Origin of the sequence: Trichocoleus sp. DQ-A1 (assembly GCF_039961955.1) — a bacterium.
GTDB lineage: Bacteria > Cyanobacteriota > Cyanobacteriia > Cyanobacteriales > FACHB-T130 > FACHB-T130.
The window spans coordinates 47,901-73,900 of the sequence record NZ_JAMPKE010000012.1 but is presented as its reverse complement, the minus strand read 5'-3'; the positions used below and the strand labels follow the sequence as shown (position 1 = coordinate 73,900).

The window sequence follows — 26,000 nt, the reverse complement described above, 5'->3', positions numbered from 1 at the left end:
TAATTAATTCATTAAAAATAACAAAAATTTTGATGAATAACTTCTCAAAGAAAAAGCTCCTAAAGGCATAAACTGCGACTACTAGGAGCATTACCACAATCGTAAAAAGCTTTCAATATCGGCAGGATTCAAGGGCTGGTTTGTGGAAAGTCACTAGCAGCAGTATATAGGGGCAGCGAGGTGGGGTTTTGCAACCCGGTCGGCGTGCGCGATCGCTGCGTTTGAATCAAGGAGACTTGGGTAGTCAACAGGAAACTGACAAAACTGGCAATCACCAGAACCGGCACCATTGCGGTGTCTGAAAGCACGCTGAGAATTACAGTGGAACTAATCGGTGTTTTTGTCACCGCCACGTTCACTGCCGCCATCATGCAAATCATACCGATTGTCGGGTGGATTTGTGGAAAAGCCAGAGAAATCGCCAAGCCAACTGCTGCACCAATGTAAAACAGCGGAAAGATGAATCCTCCCCGGAAACCGGAGTGGAGAGTGAAACTAACTGCTAGCATCTTCGCAAACGCGATCGCGAGCAACATCGTCACTCCAAACGTCGAACCTGTTTCGACAATCGTATGAATTTCCTTTTCACCAAAAAATAGGGTCTGAGGAAACACTAAAGCAATCAGCCCAATTGCGAACCCTCCCAAAGTAGCCAGCGCAATCGTGTGGTGTTCGATGTATTGAGTCAAGTACCCAATACTCCGGAACAGAACAATAAAGATGATTGCAATCAGCGCCCCTAGCGCCCCCAGCAGTGCGCCTTGACCCAAATTCACCAGGGAAAGCTTAGGAGGTGCGACAAAATGATACATCCCCCCAATCGTCAACCCCGTATTAAATCGAAACACAAAAAAGCTTAAAATTGCCGAAAGCACGGCAGGAATGAGCGCTTCGTAGTATTCCAATCCCCGACGATGGGGAATTTCTAGGGCGAAGAGTGCGCCACCAAGAGGCGCACCAAAGAAGGCACCCAGTGCCGCACTCATGCCGCAGAAAGTCAGCACGCGAGTTGTCGTCAGGCTCAGATTGAGCTTTTGACCCAGCCAGCCGCCAAAACTGCCATTGATTTGTACTAGCGGGGCTTCAGGTCCCGCACTGCCACCGGCTGTAATCGAAAACAGGGAAGCGACAATCATTGCCGGAGTTTGGCGTAGAGAAATTCGTCCTGGATCGTGTACCTTATCAACGACTAGAGAAACTTCACCGGGAAGTCCCATGAAGTGCAGTGTGAGACCGACAAAAAATCCCCCAATTGTGGTAGCAATCCACACGTAATTCCAGGCGGGAAATCCGCTAGGGAAGTAAGGATTCAACACCTCTGGTAGCGTGTGCCAAACAAAATGCAGGCTTAATTCCAGTGCGTAATAATAAACCGTTGCAACTAATCCTCCAGCAATTCCAATGACTGCCGAACAGAGAATAATTTGCTGATAAGTTAGTTCGCCTGCACTGTTGGAATCGTTAGGTAATGTATCAGCATATACGTTATGCTCGTTGTTGGCAGTTGTTCGATCGGGAGACGACATAAAATCTCCTCAAAGTCACTAGCAGTGTGAGTAGGAAAGCAAGGTTAACTTAATCCCAAATCACCCGTCTAGGTGTATTAAAAACAACTTTATCCAGAAAAAATATTAATAATCTATCTAAATTGGTAAGGAAGCATGAGTAGCCAAGCATATCTCTAAACCCGCTCGACACGCCATAAAAATATTGGGGTGAGATTGAAACTCACCCCTACTCGCTTGGTTTTAAAAAAAGGCAGTTATTAAACCTAAGTTGGTATAACTTTTAACACCTCATCTATTCCCAATTAGGACTTCTACCAAAATTAATTTTGTTCGCGTTCGTGCGAGAAAACGGGAGTTTTTGAGGATGTTATTCCGACTTTTTCACCTTCATGAGAGCCTTCCGGTTCTTTGAGAAGAAACGCACAAAGACTAGCCGAAATTAAGCCAACAATTCCTAGCATCTGGAAAAATATGCGATCGCCCGCAGCATCCTGAGGTAAAAAGCTATAGACAGTGAGGTAAATTACCGCTCCGACGTTGCCATAAGCACCTACATTCCCAGCAATCTGACCCGTTACGCGCCGCTTAATCAGAGGAACGATTGCAAAGGTCGCACCTTCCGCTGCCATAACAAAGAAGGAAGCAATCATGGTCACAATAACTACCCCGAACAGGGGGATATTTGTACCCAAACCGCTAAACACTAGATACCCAATTCCCGTGCCAGCAAGCGTTGCCGCCAGCGTCCACTTCCGGCTGCCAATCTTGTCAGAAATTAAGCCGCCTCCTGGACGAGCCGCCAAGTTCATAAAGGCATAAGTTCCGGCAACTCCTGCTGCTAACGCCTCTGTTAATCCAAAGCCTCTTTGAAAAAATGTTGGGAGCATGGAAACAACAGCTAGCTCTGAGCCAAAACAGGCAAGATAAGCGATTTCTAAATTAACGACTTGACCAAATTGATAGCGCTCTTCAGCAGAGTAGCGCTTTTTACCAGTCATCAAGCTGTGATTTGCTTTCCAACAGTTATAAGCTTGGAATGCATACAAGCACAGTAGCAAAAACCAAGTGATATATAGTTGAGTGACGTTAAGGAATTTGACTTGATTTAAGCGCCAAGCAATGACGCCCAAAACGCCGACTAAGGGAATGTTCGATACCAGCAGAAACCAGAAGTCTCTCTGGGTAGTCACTTCTATTCCGGCGCTGCTTTGGGGACGCTGGTAAACCTTACCAGGAGGGGTATCTTGAACGTTGAAGTAGTAAACGATTCCGTAGATAGCGGTAACAATTCCGGTGAGCGCGATCGCAAACCGCCAGTTAACTTGACCTGCCCCTAAAAAGGCAGCTGCTGTGGCAATTGTCGGGAGGGTAAACGCTGCACCTGCCGAGCCAAAGTTGCCCCAGCCGCCATAAATGCCTTCTGCTAAGCCAATTTCTTTCGGGGGAAACCATTCCGCCACCATCCGAATGCCAATCACAAATCCACACCCAACGATGCTCAGCGCTAAGCGACTTAATACTAATTGGGAAAAATTCTGTGCAAATGCAAACATCAGGCAAGGAATCGCCGCATAAATTAAAAGGCATGAATAGGTGATCCGAGGACCGTAGCGATCCAGAATCATGCCGACAATAATTCGAGCCGGAACGGTGAGCGCAACGTTACAAATAGCGAGAGTTCTGAGTTGGGCTTCATTTAAACCTAAATCTGCTTTCACCGCTGTGGCAAAAGGGGCGAAGTTGAACCAAACGACAAAGGTTAAAAAGAATGCAAACCAGGTCAGGTGTAAGATACGGTATCGACCGCTAAATGACCATAATCCGGACATTTCAGAACCTCTTCTTTTCAAGTAAAGTATGCATCAAAGCGGGAACTGTTCTTGGGTTAGCGTAAATTTTATAGATTCAATTGGGGATATAAATCCTAGGTAAAAAATTTACGTAATTAGGCGCTTGCCACGGGGTTCGGTCTATTTTTTGCTTGAAAGTTTTCAAACATAAAATCTCACCTTATCGAGCCGAGCTGCCGAACGTTAGTTTTTTTTAGCAATAAGCGCTTCTGTTAGAGTAATGAACTGAATAATCTGAGTTCGTAGAATTTGTTACAAAAGACAGATTTTTTTTGAAATCTCTATCTTGTTAGGTATTGTATCTGTATTGTGAAGTATTCTTTCTTCTCCATTGCACATTTTGCATTCAACTCATGCAAAATGTGTAATAGAGGGATTATTTTTGAGTATTTCCTGAGCGATAACCGTTTGATTTTTTAAAGCAAATAACTTCCCTTTGATCAAAGGGAAGTTATGAGAAGTTTTTACTAAAGCTGCTTTCCTCAGCTTGGATTTTTAGACCGATTTCTCTGCTGCTATTTTCTAGTTAGGCCCTCTAGAAGCTATCTGTTTACATCTGTCACATCTTACTAAGTCAGCATTTATTAATAGGTTTTGCAGATAGTCTTGGAGCCATTAGATTGTAAGGGCTTAAAAAAATTAAATAATATTGATAAGTCTCTATATTTTCAGAATGCGATCGCGTTATTTGGTCGAAGGCTCAGAATCTCAAGCCAAATTAGATTAATCCTATGTGAGCATTTCCTGACATTGACTCCTCTCTAGACACGGATGGTGGTTGCATCCCTCAGCGGGTTCGGCAAACTTGCTAAATCTGATTTCCTCCTTTTGATAGGTGCAGTATTCGCTGAAATTCATCACTACCGAGAAAATCGAGTTCAGGCTATTTTAAACTTTTGTAAAAGAAGATTTTTGTATATTCAGCTACAGAATTTTTGCTAGATTTAAATATATGCACAATTTTTAGAAATTAATCAAAAGGTTTTAGTAATGAAAACGCAAGAACGCCCCCAAGTATTGATAGCGGAGGAAGAACCCTCTAATCCATTGATGGTGGTGCTTTTGGTTACGGTGGTATCGATGATTTTCGGGTTGATTCCGGTTGTTTATAGTTCAACGTTTGCAAAACTCCAATCCCAGACACCAATCGCGCTGGGAGAGGCAGGCTTGTGGAGCGCTTTTGGAGAAAAAGCAGATAGCGTTCGGGTTAACCCAGAACAGTAAACTTTTGGTAGAAATTTAGGCGTGAAAGCGGATAGAAAACCAAAGCTTTTGCGATCGCTTCAAACACGCAGCGGTGAGGACAAAGCTTTCGGTTGAGTCTCCGTTTCGGGAGTCTCTGGAAGCACATACTCCTCAGAGATTAGATGGGCATTAATCGGCACCAGTTGCACGGCGCAAGCTTTTAGTTCGGGTTGCAGAGAGTCGGGACAGGATGCGGATTGTGTCACGCTATTCGCTTCAGCATCATCCGCCCAAAGATCGCCCCAGTGAATGGGGACAAAAACCGTACCGGGAGAAATGGTCTGAGTGACTTTGGCTGGGAATCGAGAAGTTCCGCGACGACTTCGCACTTCCACCCAGTCATTCTCCTGAATCGCCAACTTCGCAGCATCGCGGGGATGAATCTCAATGAACGGTTGCGGATGCATTTGGGAGATTTTTGCAATCCGTCCGGTACGAGTTTGCGTGTGCCAGTGCCCATACAGCCTGCCCGTCGTTAGGACAAAGGGGAAGTTTGAATCGGGGGGTTCTGCGAGTCCCCGCGAATGCTTAGCAACAAAACGCGCCCGTCCATCCGGTGTCGAGAAGCGCAAGTCGGTGTAAAGCCTTTTAGAGGTGCCGAGGGAAGATTTTCCCGGTTCCTTTTTAGTTTTTAATTTTGCATTTTTAATCGGTTCGGGCCATTGAATCGGGCCTTCTTTTTTCAGACGTTCGTGACTGATGCCGGTTTGGTCGCAGAGGCGATCGCTTGTTAGCTGCACAAATTCATCATAAATTTCTGATGAGTGAGTATAAGCAAACTGTTCGGGATATCCCAAGCGACGACCCACTTCTGCAAAGATTTCCCAATCTGCCCTTGCCTCCCCTAGGGGTTTGCGGAAAGCTGGACACAAAGTGACGACTCTTTCCGAATTAGTCATCGTCCCAGTTTTTTCGCCCCACTGCGCCGCCGGGAGTAGAACGTGAGCAAAGGCAGCAGTTTCCGTGGGATAGTAGGCGTCTTGATAGACCGTAAAAGGCGATCGCTTTAGCGCCGCTTTCGTTCGTTCCAAGTCTGGCATACTCACCGCCGGGTTCGTCGCCGCAATCCAAAGAAACTCTACCTCTCCCGTCTCTAGTCCGGTGATAATTTCCCAAGCGCTGCGACCGGGAACCGGCGAAATCTTTCCGGCGGGAAGCTTCCAAAACTGCTCGACTTCAGTTCGCTGCTGGTCATTCTTCACTAAACGATATCCGGGCAACAAATGAGCTAAACCCCCGACTTCCCGCCCCCCCATCGCGTTTGGTTGACCTGTCAGAGAAAAAGGGCCGCTTCCGGGTTTGCCAATTTGACCCGTCATCAGGTGCAAGTTGATCAAGCTGGATACTTTGGCAGTCCCTTCGGAAGATTGGTTCAAACCCATCGTCCACATGGAGAGGACTCGCTTAGAATCAGCCCACATTTTGGCAACAGTTATCAAGTCATCCACAGAAATGCCGCAGCGTTCGGCGACCACTTCCGGTGGATAGTGTTGAATCACCTCAGCGTAGGTAGAAAAGCCTGCGGTGCAATCCTCAATGAAATCCACATTCATCTTGCCCCATCGTAGAAGCAAATGAGCGATGCCATTGAGTAAATCGATATCGCTACCGGGTCGAATGGCTAGATGCAAATCGGCGGCTTCGGCGGTGGTGGTGCGACGCGGATCGACCACAATCATTTTGACGTGATGGTTCTGTTTATGGTGTTTCCGCAGCCGATTGAAGATAATTGGGTGACACTCTGCGGTGTTGCTACCGATGATAAACGCACAGTCGGTGAGTTCTAAATCTTCGTAGCAACAAGGCGGGCCATCCGAACCCAGGCTGTAAAAATACGCTGCCGTAGCGGAAGACATACACAGGCGCGAGTTAGTATCAAAGTTATTCGTGCCTAATATTCCTTTAAAAAGCTTTTGGGCAAGGTAGTAGTCTTCCGTGAGGAACTGACCCGAACCATAGAGACATAGGGCATCTGGGCCAGTGGAGTTCAGGATGGAACCCATGCGACTGACAATTGCATCTAAGGCTTCTTCCCAGGAAGCGCGACGGAAGGGTTCATCCAGAGAGTCGCGCATCATCGGGTAGAGGAGACGGTTTTGATCGATCGATTCTGTAACCGTCGCTCCTTTGACACATACCATACCTTGACTGGAGGGATGAGAGCGATCGCCCCGCACTTTCCAGATCGGATTTCCTTGGCTATCTCGATTTGTCTCCCGATTTGCAGCTGCTGGCGGCGAAACTTCTAAGCCACAGCCAACGCCACAGTAAGGGCAGAGGGTTTTTGTTGAGTCACTCATGGCATTCGTCATGGGTCATGGGTCATGGATCATGGGTCATTAGTCAGGGGTCATGGGTCATTCGTAATTAGCAAGTGACTAATGACGCATGACTAACGACTAACGGCAATCTCTGCTTCTAGCTTTTCTTGTGGCTGCTTGGGAATTGCCCCAAAGTGTTCGATCAGCAAGTCTTTCACCACTGACTTGAGGTCCTCGCAAGGAACCTTTTTCATGATTTCTTTGCCCAGGTGTGCATCTTTCCCGACCTTGCCACCCATCCAAATATCCACCGCCTCTACGGTTTGACCATCTTTGCGTGTCTTCGTACCGATGAAGCCAATATCTGCAACTTGCGGTTGACCGCAGGAATTTGGGCAACCTGTCCAGTGAATGCGAACCGGATGCGGTTGAATTAACTCTTCCTCCAGTTCCTGAATCAAGGCAAGCGCCCGGTTTTTCGTTTCAATCAGCGCAAAGCCGCAGAACTCGCTACCTGTGCAAGAAACCAGCCCCCGGTTCAAGATGGCTGGATCGATAGACAACCGTTCTTGAAGCAGTGGTTCTTCTAAGAAGGGATTTAAGCGCGTGTCGGGGATATTGGGGATAATCAAATTTTGTTCGACAGTCAGACGAATCTCCCCGCCGCCATAAACTTCCGCCATTCGCGCAAGTTCAAACATTTCATGGGCATACAAGCGACCGACAGGGACGTGCAAACCGACGTAGTTCAGTCCGGGTTGCTTTTGAGGATAAACGCCAATATGGTCGCGCTTGTCCCAGTCAATTTCATCTTTTTCAGCCGCCAATTCCAGCGAATGCCCTAGTTGTTTTTCGACTTCCGCCCGAAACTTTTCAACGCCCCAGCCCTCAATCAGGTACATAATCCGGGACTTTAGCCGATTCTCGCGGGGACCATTATCCCGGAAAACCTCCAGCATTGCCTTACTTAAAGAGACAGCCTCTTCAGGAGGAATCCAAACATCGAGAGGAATGGCTTCTACATACTGATTCGGCGCAAAGTAGCCGCCGACGATGACGTTAAATCCAATGGTGTGGTTTTTGTATGCGGGGATAAAGGCAAGGTCGTTGATTTCGGCATGAACGGAGTTATCCCGACCCCCGGCAACGGCAATGTTAAATTTTCGGGGTAGGTTGCTGAGTTCGGGATTGCCCTCACCGTTATTGGTAATCATGTCCTGAAGGCTGCGGACGATCCCCCGCGTATCAATTAATTCAGCCGCATCAATGCCTGCAACTGGCGAACCCGTGATGTTCCGAACGTTGTCCATTCCCGATTGAATGCAAGTCAGACCGGCTTTTAACAAACGGTTGAATATCTCTGGGATATCCTCAATCCGAATCCCTCGCAATTGGAAATTTTGTCGGGTGGTAATGTCGGCATTTCCCTGATTTTGAAATCCCGAACCCGTGCAGTAGCGTTGCACGATTTCAGCCAATACTCGCATCTGAGTGCTGGTCAAAATGCCGTTGGGTATCCGCATTCGCATCATGAACTTGCCGGGTGTCACCGTGCGATGGAAAAAACCCAACCACTTTAGCCCTTGGTTCCGCTCAAACTCGTCCATCGCCTCCCAGCCAATTTGTGCAAAATGCTCCAGTTCTTGCTTCAGCAATAGGGGATGTTTTGCAGCTTTGGCTTTTTCAATCTTATTTAGTTTTTCCGTAGGCTTGGTTGCCTTTATTGCTTCTGTAGGGGTGGTTACGTTTGTCACGGTTCCTCCTTGCGTACCTGTATCTGGCGCAATTGCACGTGTAACCGCACAGCTATTGCTCTCGCTGTTAAATACTGCTTTTTCTGCTAAGTTAGGCGACCTTTAAAATTGAAACGGTAGACTTTGTTACAGAAGCTGCCTATTGCCAAGGAAACCTTTCTTTTGAAATATTTTTAATTTTAAAAGTCTATCTTTATGATTACTTGCCAAACAGGATATTATTGGGGCACTGAAGATTAAATTTCAAGCCACACCTGCTTGTAACCTCTATTTCCTAGGGTTTCGTTTTCTCTCTCGGTATTATTCAAAATAGCTGTAAGCTTTAACAGGCAAAACTTATGGAGGGATCCATCTGAAAGGAAACCCGTTTAAATAGGCATCATTTGAAATTTTCACCCAGTCGCTTTCCTTCAGATACAGAGGGGCGCAAGAGAAGGGGTGAGGTTCTCCTAGAATACTGAGTAATTAGTAAGATTTATATGAGTAAATTATTCACCATTCTGTAAAAAAAACTGGCGCATTTGATACATTTTTAAAATCTTAATCAGTTTGTCTAGTTGAAGATTCTTGAGCGCTGCCTTATCGTGTCAAAATCCTCAAAATCCTTGAAGCGGAGACATTAAGAATTTTTAAAATTTCAGCCTTTCCTGGAATATATAACAGTCTTCTTTAATTTGGGAAAAACGAACCGCAGAGGACGCAGAGAGCGCAGAGGAAGAGAAGAGAGGAGCTTATCGAGGAAATAGACTCGGTAAATAACCTACACTGCATCAAGCTCGTAAATCGCTACTAGCTCTTCCTTGCCTTTCACCCGAACAAACTTATCGACTAAGCGCAGGGGGAAAGTGTCGGGGTGGCGCAGCGCTTCGACGATTGGCTTGGTGACGAGGATGGTGCTGTCGTAGTTTTTGGTGAGGCTTTCGACACGAGCGGCTACGTTTACGGCATCCCCAACAACTGTAGACTCGATACGGGAGCTAAATCCAACGGTACCCATGACGACCTCGCCTCGATGAATGCCAATACCGATGTCGATGGTTGGCAAACCTTGATGCGATCGCTCTTCATTCAAGATTTTAAGTCGCTGTCGCATTGCTAACGCTGCGTGCAGAGCGTTGTCCGTCGCTTCATCATCGAAGAGCGCCATAATCGCGTCGCCGATATACTTGTCTATGAAACCGCCGGACTTGTCAATCACTTGCCCCATGCAGGCGAGGTAGTCATTTAAAAATGAAAAGGTTTCTAAAGGCGTCATTTGTTCTGACATTGCCGTGTAGCCCCGAATATCGGCAAATAGGATGGTAATCGTGCGCGTCGAGGCAAAGCCGACTTGGATGTTCTCGATGCCGTCGGGTGCAATTACAAGGAGAAATTTCTCCGGGACGAATCGATGAAAGGACTCGATAGTTTTTTGTAGTCGGCTAAATAAACCTTGTAGCGCCGCCGACATATCATTGAAAGCGATCGCTAAAGCGCCGATTTCATCTTTGCGGTAAATTTCAGCCCGATGGTGTAAATCGCCTGCGGCTATTTTGGCAGCACTCAATTGCAACCGCCGCACAGGACTACTGAGTTCTGTTGCCAACAGGTAGGAACCGAAAAGACCCAAGGAGAGGGCAAAAACACCTACAAACAGCGCTTTTTCGACAGCGATCGCGACCGCTTGATTGACCTGCCGCAGTGACATCCCAATCCGCAACGTCCCAATTTTTTGCCCCGAAGAGTTGCGAATCGCGGCGGCAACTTCGATGGCAGTTTCACCTTGGCGTGCCCGCACTTTGCGGTTGAAAGTAATGTCGCGTAGGAGGAATGTCTCAACAACACGGGTATCGTCATATACTGCCAGCGCCGAGTCCGTTACCCACACAGGCACAATATCGGGAACATACTGTTCCTGAAGTTCGCTTTCGCTGGCGGCGACGATTTGATTTGACAATCGCACATCGGAGATCAGAATGTAAACAAAATCTGGGTTGCGCTTCAGTAGTAGATTGAAACCGAGCCGAATCTGACCCCAATTTTGGTCTTCAAGTTCGTTAGTCCAGGTATTAGATAAGGCGATCGCTAGCTGCTGGACTTCACGCCGTTTCTGTTCGCGGTAAAGTTGTCTCTCGTTCTTTGCCCACAGCCACACTACAGAACCAACAATCGCCACAATCAAGAGTGTCGTGGCGGTCATAATTCGTGTATGAATTGAACGGAACGCGGCAACTTTCATCAGGGGTAATTGGTAATGGTTACTTGGTATTTTCTAAAAAGTTTGAAATTTTAAATTTTTAGTTTTGAACGAAAAAATCTTCTTGAAACTCAAAACTCTCAAAAGTTTTAACTTTTGAATAAAATAATTTTCTTGGAACTCAAAACTCAAAACTCAAAACTCAAAACTCAGATTAACCATTCGCCATTATTTACTAACCTCCAGTTGTTCCACAAAAGTGAGCCAGCGCTGATTCTCGGATCTCGCTTGACAATTGCTGGGGAAAGCCAGCGTTATCGGACCACCCATTTTGGCAGGAATCGGATTGCGTTCGTTACCCCAGTGCGTGGCAAACAAAATATCGCAGTCTCGCACCTCGTTAGCTGCCAAACGAATTGGATTCAGGGCATTGCGAGAGACGGGCGCTTTTCCCCGAATGATAACCATACCGTTTTCTGGCAGGGTAACACCGGCAGCCGCAAGAACGTCCCGCACGCGCACGCCCGTGAGCTTGACTTTGCCAATAGGCCACCCAATCGGGTAGCCAACAGCTTCTTCGATGGTGACTTGTGGCAGTTGGCTGATGGTTTTGGCATCAAGCGGGGTTTCGCCAACGCGCAGTTGTACTGGCTCGGTACCGACAATCAGGTTGGTCACGTAAAATGCCCAAAAACGGTCGGGATACTTTTGCTCAAGCTGCGGGTACTCGGTGTAAGGAAATACCAGAGAAAGCGGGCCGCCTTCGCTGCGGGAAATGGGCATTCCATCGCGCTCTAAAGCAATGATAATCGGGTACGCACGCAAGTCTGCAATGCTGACGGTGGCACGGTAGGAATCGAAAGCGACAAGCGTTACTTCCTTACTATTAGTGATGCCGAACTTGTCGAGCAGTTTAGAGATAGCAACACCCCGAAAGTCAAAAATCCGATCGGGGTTGTTGCTGGTATTATGGGGCGATCGCGTCCGTATATGGGTGGTTGCGATCGCGTCTAGTTCTTGCATAGTCAACCGCACGGATTTTCCCGCTGCCGTTTTCCCCTGAATTTCTAGATTCCACTGTTGCCGCTGTCGATTGTTCGTATGAGCGGCAACCATTGCGGCGTTTTTTTGCATTGCCTCATTTCTCCACGCCTCCATCTCGGCATTCGTTGGTTTCTGATTTTGACATCCGCTCATGAAGACAAGCAGGAAGAGGCAGCTGGAAAGAGGGAGCCGGGAAGGTTTCATATCATCTTTATAACCTTCAAGCTTGATTCTGCACCCTTCCACAAGTCCCTGTTGCTGCGATTAATGAGGAAAATATGTCGGTTCATTCCCCGGCTTCCACTTGATGTTGCAGCCGATGCTAGGCTTCTGGTCTGAGGGGATTGATTGACCGGCTAACACTGCATCAATTGCGGCTCGTAAATCCTTGCCGTTGACGGGTCGATCGTTACCGGGGCGACTGTCATCTAATTGACCGCGATAAACCAAACTTTGGTTGGCATCAAAGAGGAAAAAGTCTGGGGTACAAGCAGCGGTATAAGCTTTAGCAGTTTCTTGAGTTTCGTCGTAGCACAACGGAAAGGTGAATCCCAGCTCATTCGCCATTGCTTTGAGTGAGTTGGGGGCATCATCTGGATAGTTGCTGGCATCGTTGGCGCTAATTGCCACAATTCCAATCTCTTCTCCGACGTAATCCTTGCCAAGCTGCACCAGTTCTCCCTGGATGTGTTTCACAAAAGGGCAATGCTTGCAGATGAACATGACCAGCAATGCCTGCTTATCGGCAAAGGTGGCAAGGGAAATGGTTTGACCAGATACCACATCCGGCAACTGGAAATCTGGGGCTGTAGTGCCCAGCGCCAACATGGTTGAGGCGGTTCGCACCATTGTATGCACTCCTTAGGTTTTGGTAGACTGCGCTCCCACTTATATTGCTCTACCACTGAAAAAAAAACCAGAGTAAGTAGCGATCGCCTCCCGTTATAGTACAATTGTACTGATTGCGTCCGCATCCAAGTCGTTAGGTAGCCATCCAGCCATCGACATGACAAAACTGCAAGCCAGCCTCAAAGTAGTCCAGATGAAACGTGGCGAAGACCGCCAACCCGTAAAAGGTGATGCCAAACACAAGCGCGTTCCATCGCCAGCGATTGCCAATACTGAAAGACGACCTCGAAAGACAGGCGATTCCAGAAGGTTAATTCCGTCACTACGGGTGAAAACCTATCAGGAACTGCTACAGGAACATCTGAATGAAAAGTTAAAACACCTAGAGGCGCAAGCAACCCAAGTCAATCGGCTTTCAGCGGAGCTAGAGGCAGCAATACAGGAACTCAAGGCAATCTCAGCTCAAGTTAATACAGACTTGAAATCCCTTCGGGGTAAAGCTGACATTTGCGAGTATAAAGCAACCAGTCTCCCCTACGTCGGGCAAAAGCTTGATGGATCGTTAGTGCTGACGGCTCGATCCATCGATCTCTACAAAGCCGAACGGGAAGCTTCGTCGCTGGCACAGAAGCTGCGGCGACGAACCGGAAAAAAAACCCGCTGAGAGCTTTAATCGTCTAAAGCAAATATAAGCCCCAGGCTCCCATCCTGGGGCTTATCTCAACGGCTATTGCATTTGCGATCGCTGATATTTCCCAAACCAGTTAAGAGCGATCGCGTGAGTTTATCGCGATCGCTCTTAACTGAAATTTAGGAAATCGTATTGCAGTTACTACAAATTCTTAGGCTTAGCGCTATTATTTGAATAATCGAAATATATCCTAAATAAATATTTAAGGATGGTTCTTCCTTATCAAAATTTATAATATTATAAGAACTTGAGTAAAGTCTAGAGTTCAAGATAAAAAGTTTCTCTTTATCTTGAAGAAAGAACTTTGTTTGCATTCCACTAATAAACATTTAGGGAAAAATCAACAAAGGTGTAGGTAAAAGAGTCATTATTTTATAATTGAAACTCCTAAAAAAATGCTAATTTTATTATCAATCAGACCTTTTACGTGAAAAAAAATAAACTAGGGTAAAGAAAGAAACTTTTATTCTTTTTTTCTAGCCTTATACCGAAAATCGTCAAAATTTATTAGTGAGTGACGCTGGTGAAAGAAAATAACTCAAAAGACACGCCGTTGCACGCAATGAATCCACTGAGCCGATTTTCCAACCGAGCAGAGGATTACGCCAAGTATCGACCGAACTATCCAGACGCCGCTATTGATATTATCCTGAAGGGATTAGGAAATCCTTCACAACTGGTCGCCGCAGATATTGGTGCAGGGACGGGAATTTCCTCGCGTTTGTTAGCTCAACGGGGAGTGAATGCGATCGCTATCGAGCCAAACGCCGCAATGAGAGAAGCTGCATCACCGCATTCCTTGGTAGAGTTTCGCGATGGGACAGCAGAAGTCACGAATTTACCCAACGCATCTGTTGATTTAGTGACTTGCTTCCAATCTTTCCATTGGTTTAATCCAGAACCAACATTGCTAGAATTTCGCCGCATTCTCAGGCCAAAGGGACGACTAGCGGTAGTATGGAACGATCGCGACCAAAACGATCAATTCACAGCAAATTACAGCCGCTTAGTTGAGATTGCATCAAACAATCATCCAGCAGAAAAGCGGATGGTTTCAGCTACTCCACTGCTAACCAGTCCGCATTTTCCTGATGTCCACTGCCATACCTTTGAGTACTGGCAACAGTTAGATTTAGAGGGGCTAATTGGCAGGGTAAATAGTGTATCGTACATCCCTAAAGAAGGATCGGCATACGAGCAACTGGTGGCAGATTTGCAAGAACTGTATGCAAGCGCTTGTAATGAGCGCGGCTATGTGTATTTAACCTATACCACGAATGTTTACCTTGCAGATAATGGGTAATCAGAAAGAGTAACTGTAGAGATACGAAATTTCCTATCTTTGCAAGAATCACCCATTATCCATTACCCATTACCTATTACCTATTACCCCTTATTATCCTTTCGCCCAAGGTCCCCAAATAGCAAAAGTAATGCCAGGAGTTTGGATATTCACGAACATGGTCTGACCATCGGGCGAAAAACAAGCACCAGCGAACTCATTATCATTGATAGCATTCCGAGCAAATTGGTAGAGTTCGCCCTTTTGAGTGACGCCGACTACAAATTGCTCGTCGTCACCATCTTCACAGATGATCAAATCGCCAAAAGGAGCCACAACAATGTTATCAGGACTATCTAATACATTTACATCATTTGGTTCAACAAAAAGTTCAAGAGTGCCGCCTTCTTGTGCTGTTTTCCCAGGAACGTAGCGCCAAACTTGACCGAGTCCGGCAGCGCCACCATCTGTGCAACAAAAGTAAAATTCACCGTTGCCGTACCAGATGCCTTCCCCACGTGTAAATTGGGCTGCACCCTTACTAAAGCCTTCGACGCGGACAGTATCTGTATCCGGGTCGGGATTGTCGATGCGAACCCATTCAACTTGCATTGGTTGACGCACCGGGAAGTTAGTTTTAGTAATTGCTTGGGGCATTCCTTTAATTTTCAGAGCTTCCAAAACACCGCCTTCTACAAGTTTGCCCGGTTGATTTGGAATGAAGCGATAGAAGAGACCATTGCCTCTATCTTCAGTTTCATAAACAATTCCAGTTTTTGGATCGATTGCAACCGCTTCGTGGTTAAAACGCCCCATTGCTTTCAAAGGCACGGGAGTCACAGTTGTTTTTGCATTCGCCGGAACTTCAAAGTTATAACCGTGACGTTGGTTGACATTTCCCGTAATATTAACTGGATCGTTTGTAGCGGGAGTTGATGTATTTTCTTCAGAGCTAATCCACGAACCCCAAGGAGTCGTGCCACCTGCACAGTTGCGGTAGGTTCCTGCTAGGGAAGCAAAATGACTTTGTATTTGGCGATTCGCCCCTACAATTAGAGTTGTTGTGCCACCTTTACAGAGATTATCGTATTTGAGTCCGACAACTTGCGTGGTAGAATTCGGGCTTAACTCGTGATTGCGAATTAAGATAGTTGTGTTATTAGGACCGGGAAAAGCACCCATCCCATCGTGACCACCCGGTACTGGATTGCCATCGTTCATCATGTCTCCAGTCCGAGAGATAGCGCGATATTGAAATCCGCGTGGTAAATCCAATAAACCATTGGGATCTGGAATCAGTGGGCCATAACCTCCCCCATTTACTAATTGACCCCTGGCTGCTTTGGTATAGAGCGCTTCTAGAGGGGACATTAATACAGCACCCGCAGCACTCGCGCCTGCCAGGGTGAAGAATTGCCGCCGTGATAAAGACATGGTGTTCTCCGCGTTTATGCGTTGAACAGCTTAATTGGCGTTCATCAACCTTCGGCAAAGCTTTGATTAAGGCTTGGTTAATTTTTTATTCAGAAAATATTATTGCTTGCCTAGTTTATTCCGTTTTTACTAAAAAATTATGAACGTAGAAGTACGCTAAGAATCTTCGCGAACCTTTGCGCTTAGCTTAGCGTAGCTTTGCGTTAAAACACTCATTAATCTTCAGGATTAATCGCAGAAAATAGCGCTGAATAATCCTCATCCGCCAAACCCATTTCCTGTGCCATTTCTAAAATTTGGCGAATACCTTCCAAACTGTTGACATTCAAGCCATTTAACTTAGCTTCATTGAGAAATAAGTTAGTATCTTTGAGCAGATGTTTAGTTGGAAAATTGGGATTTTCATAATTCCTATCTAACATTCGCTGCAATTTCTTATCAAAAGTGGGAGCAAAAAGGGCGCTTTGCCGTAAGATTTGCATAAACATCTCAACGTCGCCACCTTGACGTTGAACAAAACCTAAACTAAGGGCAAAAGCACTGGTGAGGGAAGCGATTAATTGATTTAATGCTAATTTGACAGCAGCGGCAGCACCGACTGAGCCAATATGTAGGGGTTCAGGGCTAAAATGTTTTAGAAAATCCGACCACTGTTGAAATTGCTCATCGGAAGCACCTACCATGACAATTAATTTACCGGCTTCTGCTTCCGAAATACTGCCCAACACGGGTGCTTCAATATACTCTGCACCCGCTGCAACAATTTGGGAAGCGATCGCTTTACTTTCTGTGGGTGAGATCGTTCCCATTTGAATGACTGTACGCCCTTTTAACTCTGGTCGGGAAGCCTCCGACAACAGAACTTCATCAATTGCTGTCGCATTTGTCAGCATCAAAATTACGCACTCAGACTCGCGAATTGCCTCTTGTGGAGAGTCGGCAATTTTAGCGCCAGCGTCCTGCAAAGGTGCTAACTTTGACTGAGTACGATTGTATGCAACTACTGGAATTTTAGCGTCTAACAGCCTTTTAGCCATCGGCTGTCCCATCAACCCAGTTCCTAAAAATCCTACTTTCACGATTGCTTTGACCTCTCTAATTCTTGTTGCTGAAGAACCTCACGCCGTCTGCAACACTCCTCAGCGTAAAGAGGGTTGGGAATGAGGCTCAGGAAAGATAACGGCAATTCAAGCGGATTTAAGAGGGATCAACCCAGACTCGTTCGGCTGTCCAATGGCGATCGCTCGATCGATAAACTGTAACACCCTCCAAACCAGCTTGTTGCAAGAAGTCTTGCACTTCATCCAAGGTAAACGCAGCGTGGAGAGAGTCGTGAAATAACATCTTTTGATGTTTGTTGTAATTTGTACCGATACTTTCCACCAAATTATTCATTATTTCCTCGCTTGGAGGACGAATTAAATCTCGGATGAGAATAGCACCCTGCGGCTTTACCACTCGTTTCACTTCTTGCAAGAATGGCAGTGGATTGGGTAGGTGGTGAAACAGGCTATTGGAAATTACCATATCAAATTGTCCATCTTGATAGGGTAGCTTCTTGGCATCAACAAATTCCAGAATGATTTGTTTTTGCAACCCAGCTTTTTCTACATTTTCTCTACCAAGTTGCAGCATTGATTCTGCCATATCAATGCCGAAAATTTGCCATTCAGGGCGTTGCTGTGCAATTAAGATAGGAATTCGAGCGGTTCCGGTTCCGGCATCTAGAACAGTTGCATTTGTTGCTCCTAGCTCAATTGCCCGTTGAGCAAATGCCCCGTTGATTTCTGTAAAGTCCATCGCGTCATATTCAACAGCTTCTTCCAAACTGTCCATGACTTCGGGTTCTAATACTCTTTGCATGGCTTAATGGCTAAGTAGATGATCTCGTATTTGTCGGATAGTTTGTCGGCTAGATAGAGCAGATGCGGAGGCGCGTTCATGCCATAAGGCTTTATCCTTCTAGGGATAGTACCCCATCAAAGCGTTGTCCATATTGGGTTTCGTTCCTGAATCTAAGCTACATCAGATGTTTAGGTTGATCGTGTCCACTCGCTGAATTGCTAATTGCGATCGCGCTTTCGTTTGCGTTCTTTTTCCTTCTTCTTTGCCTCGGCTAGAATATTTTTCACTTTTGCCTTAATTTCGTTGTGTCGAGCTACTCCTTCATAGGCATAGCGGTTGTAACCGTTACTCTGAATTAAACTTTCTAAATACCGAGTCCGCTCATCGGTGATCGGGTGCGTGGAAAGCCAACTGAAGATCGGGCGATCGCGATCTTGCTTGCTTAGCGTCACCATCAGATTCCGCATCCCATCCGCCGCATAGCCGGTAGCACTGAGAATACGAGTTCCGAGAATATCCGCCTGACGTTCCATGTCGCGGCTGTAGTCAAAAACGATGAGATTGGTGACAGTATTCCCAGCATAAGGAATAAATCCGGTCACACTAGCCGTAAGATTTCCCTGTGTGACTAATTGAAACCCATGAGATAGGACGGCATGAGATAATTCATGAGCTAATAAACCGGCTAATTCTGCCTCAGAATGAGTGCGAGCGATCGCCCCCGCATTGACAAAAACCTTCCCTCCTGGTAGAGCAAAAGCATTGAGATCGTCATCTAGAACCACAAAAAATTCATACTCAAAATCTTGGCGTCCCGCTACCGTTGCTAATTTATTTCCTATCTCCCGAACGTAATTCAACACCTCTTCATCTTCAACCAGTGGCAGTTCGCGTTTGGCTTGTTTTGCCACCGATCGACCAATCGCAGATTCTCCCCGCAGCATCAGTGCGGCGCTTTCAACGGCAGTCAGAGGGCCGAACAAACTGCCAGTGAAGGCATAGCTTAAAGCACCCGTAATTACATTAGCGATCGCATTTCCTCTCAATTCGGCGCGTAAATGCGATTGATAACGTTTTAGATTCTCTTCCGCTAGCGTTGCAAACTCCGCCGCTTCTGGATGATTCGGGTTAAGCAACGCAAATTGACGTGCTGACAGCGAAGCTTCCAACCACTTTTTATTTTGCCCGTATGCTGCAATTTTTGCTTTGAGCAACATCGGTTCGGCAGGATAAACAGTGCTTGCCCGTTCCAAAACCTGTAAAGATTTTTCTACCTGATTGTAATCCCGCAGCGCTTTTGCATACTCTACCTGACCGGGAATAAATTCAGGATACTGCTCTACTAAAAATTGCAGCGGAACAAAAATTTTGCTTTCCAGTTTTTGTTGTATACCCGCTTGAGCTTCGCGCCAATACACCCTCCCCGCTGGTGCTAACTTATCCGCGTCAGTAATGGCTTCTTTTTGCTCAGTTTTCTCGGTTGCATTAGCAAAAGGAACTTTTGCCTCCCGGTAAAGCTTTTCAGCCGCAGCAAATTGTCCCCCCAGATAAAGCTTATCCGCTTCAATTAATTTCTCTTGTCGAGCAATTTCTTCTGGAGTCGGTTTCTCCTCCTCCTCAGCTTTTTCGTCTGTATCGGATTCTGGTTTGGTATCCGGCTTTTCGGTTGCTTCTGGACTCGGTTCCGGTTTTGCTTCCTCAGCAGATGGCTTACTAGTTGCTTCTGGTAATGGTGTTGTAGTTTCAGTTTGAACCGGAACTGGAGTCACTATCACCGTAGGAGGCGAAGTAGAATCAGCTAGCACTGCTGCGGTAGAACTTGACAACAGTACCAAAGCAAAAGCCAGGGAATTCCGAATAGATTTCATAGCAGAGCAACAAAGTATCTCTAGTTTTTGATATGATGTTTAAACTTTGCCTAAAAAAAATATTGCAGTTGCACTAAGGCAAAGCAAAGGTGTTCTTATTTTACGAGGATTTGTTGGCAATGCGATCGCTTCAGCACTTTTGCCGGATATGCGTTTGCAGCTAAATGATATGATGCCTCGCTCGTGAAATAAAAGAATAAGAGGGGAAAGGCGATCGCTCATCTTTTCTTGGATTTATCTTTAGCGATCGCACTTCTTCTCTAGCTCACATCATCGATGCTGAGTTCTTCCTGATTGCATCAAAGCCATAAAATTTGCCCCAAGACCAAGTTTCGTAGGAGCATAATCTGTGATTAAAGGTATAGCTACATCCGCAATGTCTTGGTCTGTAAGCTTAGTGTTTACTAAATTGCGGAGGTCACTTCCTGTCATACCTACATCACCAAAAGATGACATAGACTTTAAAAGAGCATTGTAGAAACAATCCCCATTTCCGGGAACCTTAACGAGCTTATAATTCTGATCTCTAATAGATTTTTCTTTGCCTCTATCAAGCACACATGCACTGTAATGGTTTCTACCATTGTATTGCAAGCGATCCAACTGTCCAGAACTACCAAAAACACCCCGATAAAGACATTCCCTATACTTAGGGTCAAATTACTACCGAACTAATTGTTATCCAAGATCGCAAGCATTTCTTGCTAATAGATGAAGGAATGGCGAGACGGATTGCGAGTTCATGGATGCCTTGTACATATCCAAATTCGGGATGGAAAAATCTGGATTCAACGAGATGGTATTGAAGAAGGTATCACCGATGAACTTGTTGCCGCAGGTATTCCTAAAGAGAAAATTGTTTTAGGTTTTCATCCTCCTGAAGTTCGACAGTACACTGGATAAGGTATTGCTTAAATTGTTGTCTGCGATGGTGGGCATTGCTAATTTAGCGTGTGGAATTTGTTTTGGGGTTGTTGCCAGCAATACCCACCCTACAAGATATGCGATCGCACTTGCCGGATGATGGAGAGTACAGGATTATTTATTTAGCCCAATACGTTCTCTATTAGCTCCCCTAGCTTTTGGTCTAGCTGTTTCACCTTACTTTTATCATTTTTGTCATTTAAAATCTCTTTCCACTCGTTCCCAATAGCTTTGTAGGTTTCGAGCATCTCACCCAGCTCTGGGCAGAAATATAGCGCTTTGACAAACTCAACCTTCTTCTTCGCTAGCTCCGCTTGAGGTCCCTTCCCTTCCGCTAGCTTCTTCATCTGTAGATGCTCTTCCCTCAAATCTTTGAACCCTGCCGTCCGCTTTTCCATACTTGCTAAAAATAAGGCAAACTTGACCTCGAACAAAGCTTTTTTATCTCTACGATGAGCGCCTCCCTGAACCTTTTCTAAATCCTCATTCTTAACTTTGCCCTGTCGCGCTTTTTTCTTGATTTCTTTTGATTGTTTATCAGTTTCTGAACGATTTAAATCTCCGAAACCCTTAATCTTTCTCCCTAATTTTTCGAGAGGCTTTAATTCTTCAGGTTTCTCTGAAACCTCTAATAATTGCGGTTCAATATTGGTTATAGACTTAATCTTTGGTTTCCATACAAACATATACTCTGCTACATTGATGGCATTTTGTTCAGCTTCTTCTGGTGTGCCACCTTCGCGTAACGTAACAATATAAGCTCGTCTTGCTTTAAAAGCACGCCAATCATAGTTTTTATCTTCACCATACTCTTTTTCCAGGTTTTTAAAACCCGATTTAAGTTGTTTATATCCTTGATCAGAAAGAGCTTTATCTACTTCATCCATTCCCTTTTCAAATCCTTTTTTAATCTTGTTCTTGGCTAAATTCCACTGCTCATCTGATGGCACGGCTGACTTATCTAAATACTCCATAATCTTGAAAATCAGTGGTCCTTTAAATGAACCTTGAAACCATTTGTCAAAGCCTGCTAATAATTTCCTCAGGTTTGAGGATGGCGCCTTGGCTCCCAGCTCTAGACCAGATTGAGTAATGAACTGCACCCACGCTTTAGGTGCATTTGTTTCGATACCCTTGCAGAGATTCTCAAGCTCTGGAATTGTGTTGGCTTCCTTAATAAATTCTGCATAATTTTGCAGAATTGTTGTTGTATCAATGGCACCGATTTTATTACGAGCCAAAACAAAAGCGTTACCACTATTCATTTCCTCAAAGCGATCGGCATTACCAACGAGAGTATCAGCAGCCATTGCTTTGCCTAAGTTATAAAGTAAAGTAGGATGGAGAATCTTAAGAACAGCCTTTGAATGGATAATTTCTTCCATTTCTTCCCCACCCCCAATTTTCATATTCTTTTGAAGTGCAATATACTTTGCCTTCTCAAAGAAGGGGTAATTGTTATCCCACCTTTCTCTCCTTTTCTTGTCGCTCTCACGAGTCATGTACGTCTTGAGCATGGTGTGAATATCTGCGCCTTCACCTTTACCATTGTTAGGAATTAATTGGCTCTTTGTAGTTTGTGCGCCACCAATCTCACCTAAAACTTTCTCCCCAAATAACGTCGCCGCACCCGAATTAATTGCTTTCAAAATATAGTCCGTCCCACCAATGGTGACGATCATCACACCACCCATCCCACCCCCTGACGATGGGACTGCCTTAGTCGCTGCTGACCAGTCAACTCCTGTAATTTCACCAGGAGTACACTGAATATCAGCAGGTTGTGTCTGTATGCTGGGCAACTTGTGATTTGTCTTGCGCTGTACTTTACCACCACTCTGCTGCACCACATGAGTTAACTCATGTGCAAGCAACTCCTGTCCGCCGCGACTGCCAGGATCGTATGCTCCCTGCCGAAAGAACACATCCTGCCCCGTCGTGAATGCCTTGGCCTGAATTGATTGATTCATCCGATCGGATTGAGCATCAGTATGGACATTCACCCCACTGAAATCAGCACCAAATGCCTTTTCCATCGGTTCTTTGATGTTGTCTGATAGAGGTTGACCGCCCCCTTTAGCTTGTTGAATAGACGCTTCTAAATCAGGCGTAGCATCCATTCCACCACCATCAGACTGACGCTGCACCATCGGTTTCATCTGAAGTTCTTCATCTTCAGGCATCTCCTCACGCTGGATAGTACCTGATGTGGGTTTCATCTGAAGTTCCTCTTCTTCAGGCATTTCCTCACGCTGGATCGTGCCTTGTTGAGGTTTCATTTGAAGTTCTTCCTCTTCGGGCATCTCCTCGCGCTGGAGAGATTGACCTTGAGGTGAATTAATTTGACTCACTACCTGCTGTGCTGTTTGGTCAGCTTCCTGCTCATATTTATCCCCTACTTCACCAATAGTCAGCTTTGCCTGAATCGGTTCCATCTCTTCGCCCGACTCTTCCTGACGCTGGACTACTTGTGCCTCTGACAGACTCCGCATCAAGGGATGATTGGCAACTCCATCGGCTGGTAGCGGCTTGTAGCTTGGCATTTCCTGCTCTTCTGGCGGCGCTCCTGAAACCGATTTTGTTTGAATTGCCATCGGCGGCGCGGTGAAAGAAGGATTTTTCTTCTGAGTTTCGGGACTCCGAGAATTCGATTTATGTATTTTTGTGTATGTCATGTATTGCCTTTGGAATGTTAGTAATAACGCCGCGTGCAGCTTTCACTCAAACCTAATCCCCAACCCCTTCCCTATCAGGGAAGGGGAGCAAGAATTAAAGCCTCTCTCCCTTTGGGGGCGAGGGATTTCCAGAATAAGTCGCACATCGCGTTAATAGAAATTTTTTGGACAGTTCATCCTAAAAATTACATTTTTTACCGTCATTTCCGGAAAACTACTGAAGAGCATAAAGCAATTAATCTGGCATATTTACTGTGATACTTTGACAAAAACAGTACATTCACTCCAGAAATTGCTTCCCCACGCTGCCTCTAAAAGCGGTTTTTCCTATATTGCAAGTCATTTTTTCCACTATAAGCTTTGACTTTTGTGACCAAGATAAACTTAATAATTATTTAAACTTAAATACGTAATTTCCTAGTTGTAATTGGTCAGTAAATATATTTATTAATCCAAAAAAAGTTAAAGGTGTTTTAGCATCAAACAATAAATCCGTAATTTCTACAGGGCGGTTTGAAGTCAGAAAACTAATGAATATCACAACCACTGACCGCTGGTATAAAAGCAATTCCCACTATCTGATGACCGCAGTAGCGGGAGTGCATCGGAAATTAGAGCAGTACATCGATCGCCAGCAGAATCGAGCAGTTGAAACAGTTACAGACGAGCCATTGAATTTAGATGCGATCGCTGCCTCTATGTCAACCCCCTCAGCATTAGAGCAACTCTGCACTACCTTCAACCTGTCTCCCTTCGAGCGCAATATTCTGCTGTTGTGCGTCGGTATGGCAATTTTTCCTAATTTCTCAGCCCTGTGCGCTAACGCTCAAGGAAATCGGGAAATGGCTTATCCGACCTTTGGTTTAGCTTTGGAAGTGTTTCCCCAAAGTCATTGGAGTGCTTTTACCCCCCAAGCACCTCTGCGTCACTGGCAATTACTGCAAGTCGGTACAGGTCAAGTCATTACCTTCTGTTCTTTGCAGATTGATGAGAGCGTGCTGCACTATCTCTTTGGCGAACCGTATCAGGACGATCGCCTGATGAGTCTAATTCAGCCCTTGCCTGTAGAAGCGTATTGCCATATACCCCTACAACCGTCCCACCAGGAGTTAGCAGACAGGCTAGCAGCTATCTTGTCTGAAGCGGGAAATTCTTCTACTTTCTCTATCCCGCAACTGTGTGGTTTAGACGTAGGCGACAAATGGGCAATCGCTGTCGCTGCCTGCGCCCTCATGGGGCATCCCTTAAAACTCATATCCGCCCATCGCTTACCAACCGATCCGGACGACCTGATTCAGCTACTCCGACGCTGGGAACGCGAAGTCGCCTTGACAGGTAGTGTTCTGTTGCTGGATTGCGATCGCTTCAATGCGGGTGATTCAGTCCGAGCAACCTCAATTTTGCAGCTCATTCAAGGCACCACGACCCCACTAATTATTACTACAGAAGAACGGCTGCATTCACCACAACGCCCCCTCATTGCCTTCGACGTTCCCAAACTTACCCGCAGCGAACAACTTGCTATCTGGAAAACTAATCTAGGCTCAGTCGCTGCTGAACTAAACGGACACGTAGAGGAGCTAGTCTCTCAATTCAATCTCAGCAGTCCCGCCATTCAATCTGCCTGCGAACAATTAAAAATTAAAAGTGAAAAATTAGAAATTGAAGTAGATTCTCCAATTCAAAATCAGTTATGGGATTTCTGTCGCGTCCAAGCACGTCCACGCTTAGATGATTTAGCTCAACGCATTGATTCAACTTCTACTTGGGACGACTTGGTGCTGCCAGAAGCACAACGCCAGATTCTGCGTGATATCTCCGCTCATCTTCGGCAACGCGCTAAAGTTTACGAAGTCTGGGGATTTGCTGGTAAGAGCAATCGGGGTTTAGGTATCAGCGCCTTATTTGCAGGGGCTTCTGGTACAGGTAAAACAATGGCAGCAGATGTACTGGCGAAGGAATTGCGGTTAGACCTGTATCGCATCGACTTGAGTGCAGTCGTTAGCAAATATATTGGAGAAACCGAAAAGAACTTGCGGCGGATATTTGATACTGCTGAAGCAGGCGGTGCTATTTTGCTATTCGATGAAGCTGACGCCTTATTTGGGAAACGCACTGAGGTGAAAGATAGCCACGACCGCCACGCTAATGTTGAAGTTAGCTATTTGCTACAGCGCATGGAAGCTTATCAGGGTTTGGCGATTTTGACGACTAACTTGAAAGGTTCATTAGACCAAGCTTTCCTACGCCGCATCCGATTTATTGTGCAGTTTCCCTTCCCCGATGCCAGCCAAAGAGCGGAAATTTGGCAGCGGATCTTCCCCAAAAAGACCCCGACTGAAGGGCTAGATATGAGCAAGCTGGCAAAGCTAAATGTAGCGGGAGGAAATATCCGCAATATTTCCTTGAATGCCGCTTTTCTAGCAGCCAATGCCGGAGAGCCGGTGATGATGAAACATATTCTACAAGCGACCAAAAGTGAATATGTCAAGTTAGAGCGATCGCTCACTGATGTAGAAATTAAAGGTTGGCTCTGATCTGTTTAAGTTGAAGTGCCGATTCCTTACAGGTAGGAATTTCGATTGTGAATTTAG

At 45.7% G+C, this 26,000-nt stretch carries 17 protein-coding genes and 1 pseudogene; 5 read left to right on the top strand and 13 right to left on the bottom strand.

All coding sequences use genetic code 11. The features are described 5' to 3' along the window. Window positions 1-128 precede the first annotated feature (128 nt). The gene (locus tag NDI33_RS13930; protein ID WP_190678889.1) at window positions 129-1,526 is read right to left on the bottom strand and encodes a chloride channel protein; all 1,398 of its coding nucleotides are present in this window, start codon (window positions 1,524-1,526) and stop codon (window positions 129-131) included. A 302-nt stretch (window positions 1,527-1,828) separates the two neighbouring features. Then, complete coding sequence (locus NDI33_RS13925) at window positions 1,829-3,337, bottom strand: NarK family nitrate/nitrite MFS transporter (RefSeq protein WP_190678887.1); 1,509 nt, start codon at window positions 3,335-3,337, stop codon at window positions 1,829-1,831. Between the two features lie 1,011 nt (window positions 3,338-4,348). Here NDI33_RS13925 and NDI33_RS13920 point away from each other — a divergent pair. Continuing rightward, window positions 4,349-4,582: a hypothetical protein gene (locus NDI33_RS13920; RefSeq protein ID WP_190415875.1), complete on the top strand. Its 234-nt coding sequence runs from the start codon at window positions 4,349-4,351 to the stop codon at window positions 4,580-4,582. Between the two features lie 59 nt (window positions 4,583-4,641). Here NDI33_RS13920 and NDI33_RS13915 read toward each other — a convergent pair whose 3' ends face one another. From NDI33_RS13915 to NDI33_RS13895, 5 genes are all read right to left on the bottom strand, one after another. Further along, complete coding sequence (locus NDI33_RS13915) at window positions 4,642-6,903, bottom strand: nitrate reductase (RefSeq protein ID WP_190678992.1); 2,262 nt, start codon at window positions 6,901-6,903, stop codon at window positions 4,642-4,644. 92 nt (window positions 6,904-6,995) lie between these two features. Further along, on the bottom strand, window positions 6,996-8,618 hold the full coding sequence (locus NDI33_RS13910; RefSeq protein ID WP_347275950.1) for a ferredoxin--nitrite reductase: 1,623 nt from the start codon (window positions 8,616-8,618) through the stop codon (window positions 6,996-6,998). Window positions 8,619-9,378: 760 nt separating this feature from the next. Continuing rightward, a complete protein-coding gene (locus NDI33_RS13905; RefSeq protein WP_199292181.1) occupies window positions 9,379-10,797 on the bottom strand; it encodes an adenylate/guanylate cyclase domain-containing protein in 1,419 nt (472 codons plus the stop codon). Between the two features lie 225 nt (window positions 10,798-11,022). After that, complete coding sequence (locus tag NDI33_RS13900) at window positions 11,023-11,991, bottom strand: molybdopterin-dependent oxidoreductase (protein ID WP_242033282.1); 969 nt, start codon at window positions 11,989-11,991, stop codon at window positions 11,023-11,025. Between the two features lie 111 nt (window positions 11,992-12,102). Beyond that, on the bottom strand, window positions 12,103-12,687 hold the full coding sequence (locus tag NDI33_RS13895; protein ID WP_190429335.1) for a thioredoxin family protein: 585 nt from the start codon (window positions 12,685-12,687) through the stop codon (window positions 12,103-12,105). 157 nt (window positions 12,688-12,844) lie between these two features. Between NDI33_RS13895 and NDI33_RS13890 the strand changes: the two genes are divergently transcribed. Beyond that, window positions 12,845-13,351 carry a hypothetical protein gene (locus NDI33_RS13890; RefSeq protein ID WP_190434516.1) on the top strand — a complete coding sequence of 169 codons (507 nt, stop codon included), beginning with the start codon at window positions 12,845-12,847 and terminating at the stop codon, window positions 13,349-13,351. 589 nt (window positions 13,352-13,940) lie between these two features. Further along, window positions 13,941-14,681 carry a class I SAM-dependent methyltransferase gene (locus NDI33_RS13885; protein ID WP_190678988.1) on the top strand — a complete coding sequence of 247 codons (741 nt, stop codon included), beginning with the start codon at window positions 13,941-13,943 and terminating at the stop codon, window positions 14,679-14,681. A 93-nt stretch (window positions 14,682-14,774) separates the two neighbouring features. Here NDI33_RS13885 and NDI33_RS13880 read toward each other — a convergent pair whose 3' ends face one another. The 5 genes from NDI33_RS13880 to NDI33_RS13860 form a co-directional block, all read right to left on the bottom strand. Continuing rightward, window positions 14,775-16,094, bottom strand: coding sequence for an alkaline phosphatase PhoX (locus tag NDI33_RS13880; protein ID WP_190415864.1), 1,320 nt, complete (start codon window positions 16,092-16,094; stop codon window positions 14,775-14,777). A gap of 215 nt (window positions 16,095-16,309) precedes the next feature. After that, the gene (locus tag NDI33_RS13875) at window positions 16,310-17,173 is read right to left on the bottom strand and encodes an NAD(P)-binding domain-containing protein (RefSeq protein ID WP_190678882.1); all 864 of its coding nucleotides are present in this window, start codon (window positions 17,171-17,173) and stop codon (window positions 16,310-16,312) included. Between the two features lie 118 nt (window positions 17,174-17,291). Further along, window positions 17,292-17,957 carry a class I SAM-dependent methyltransferase gene (locus NDI33_RS13870; protein ID WP_190678881.1) on the bottom strand — a complete coding sequence of 222 codons (666 nt, stop codon included), beginning with the start codon at window positions 17,955-17,957 and terminating at the stop codon, window positions 17,292-17,294. A gap of 200 nt (window positions 17,958-18,157) precedes the next feature. Next, window positions 18,158-19,807 (bottom strand): M48 family metalloprotease, encoded by a 1,650-nt coding sequence (locus tag NDI33_RS13865; RefSeq protein WP_190678879.1) that lies wholly within the window; start codon window positions 19,805-19,807, stop codon window positions 18,158-18,160. Window positions 19,808-20,077: 270 nt separating this feature from the next. Beyond that, window positions 20,078-20,410 (bottom strand): hypothetical protein, encoded by a 333-nt coding sequence (locus NDI33_RS13860; RefSeq protein ID WP_190678869.1) that lies wholly within the window; start codon window positions 20,408-20,410, stop codon window positions 20,078-20,080. Window positions 20,411-20,445: 35 nt separating this feature from the next. Here NDI33_RS13860 and NDI33_RS13855 point away from each other — a divergent pair. Further along, window positions 20,446-20,710: pseudogene (locus NDI33_RS13855) on the top strand (XisI protein). Window positions 20,711-20,853: 143 nt separating this feature from the next. Here NDI33_RS13855 and NDI33_RS13850 read toward each other — a convergent pair. Continuing rightward, the gene (locus tag NDI33_RS13850; protein WP_190678866.1) at window positions 20,854-23,325 is read right to left on the bottom strand and encodes a DUF4157 domain-containing protein; all 2,472 of its coding nucleotides are present in this window, start codon (window positions 23,323-23,325) and stop codon (window positions 20,854-20,856) included. Between the two features lie 611 nt (window positions 23,326-23,936). On the opposite strand from NDI33_RS13850, the gene NDI33_RS13845 reads away from it, so the two are divergent. Beyond that, on the top strand, window positions 23,937-25,943 hold the full coding sequence (locus NDI33_RS13845; protein ID WP_190678864.1) for an AAA family ATPase: 2,007 nt from the start codon (window positions 23,937-23,939) through the stop codon (window positions 25,941-25,943). The last annotated feature ends 57 nt before the right edge of the window (window positions 25,944-26,000 follow it).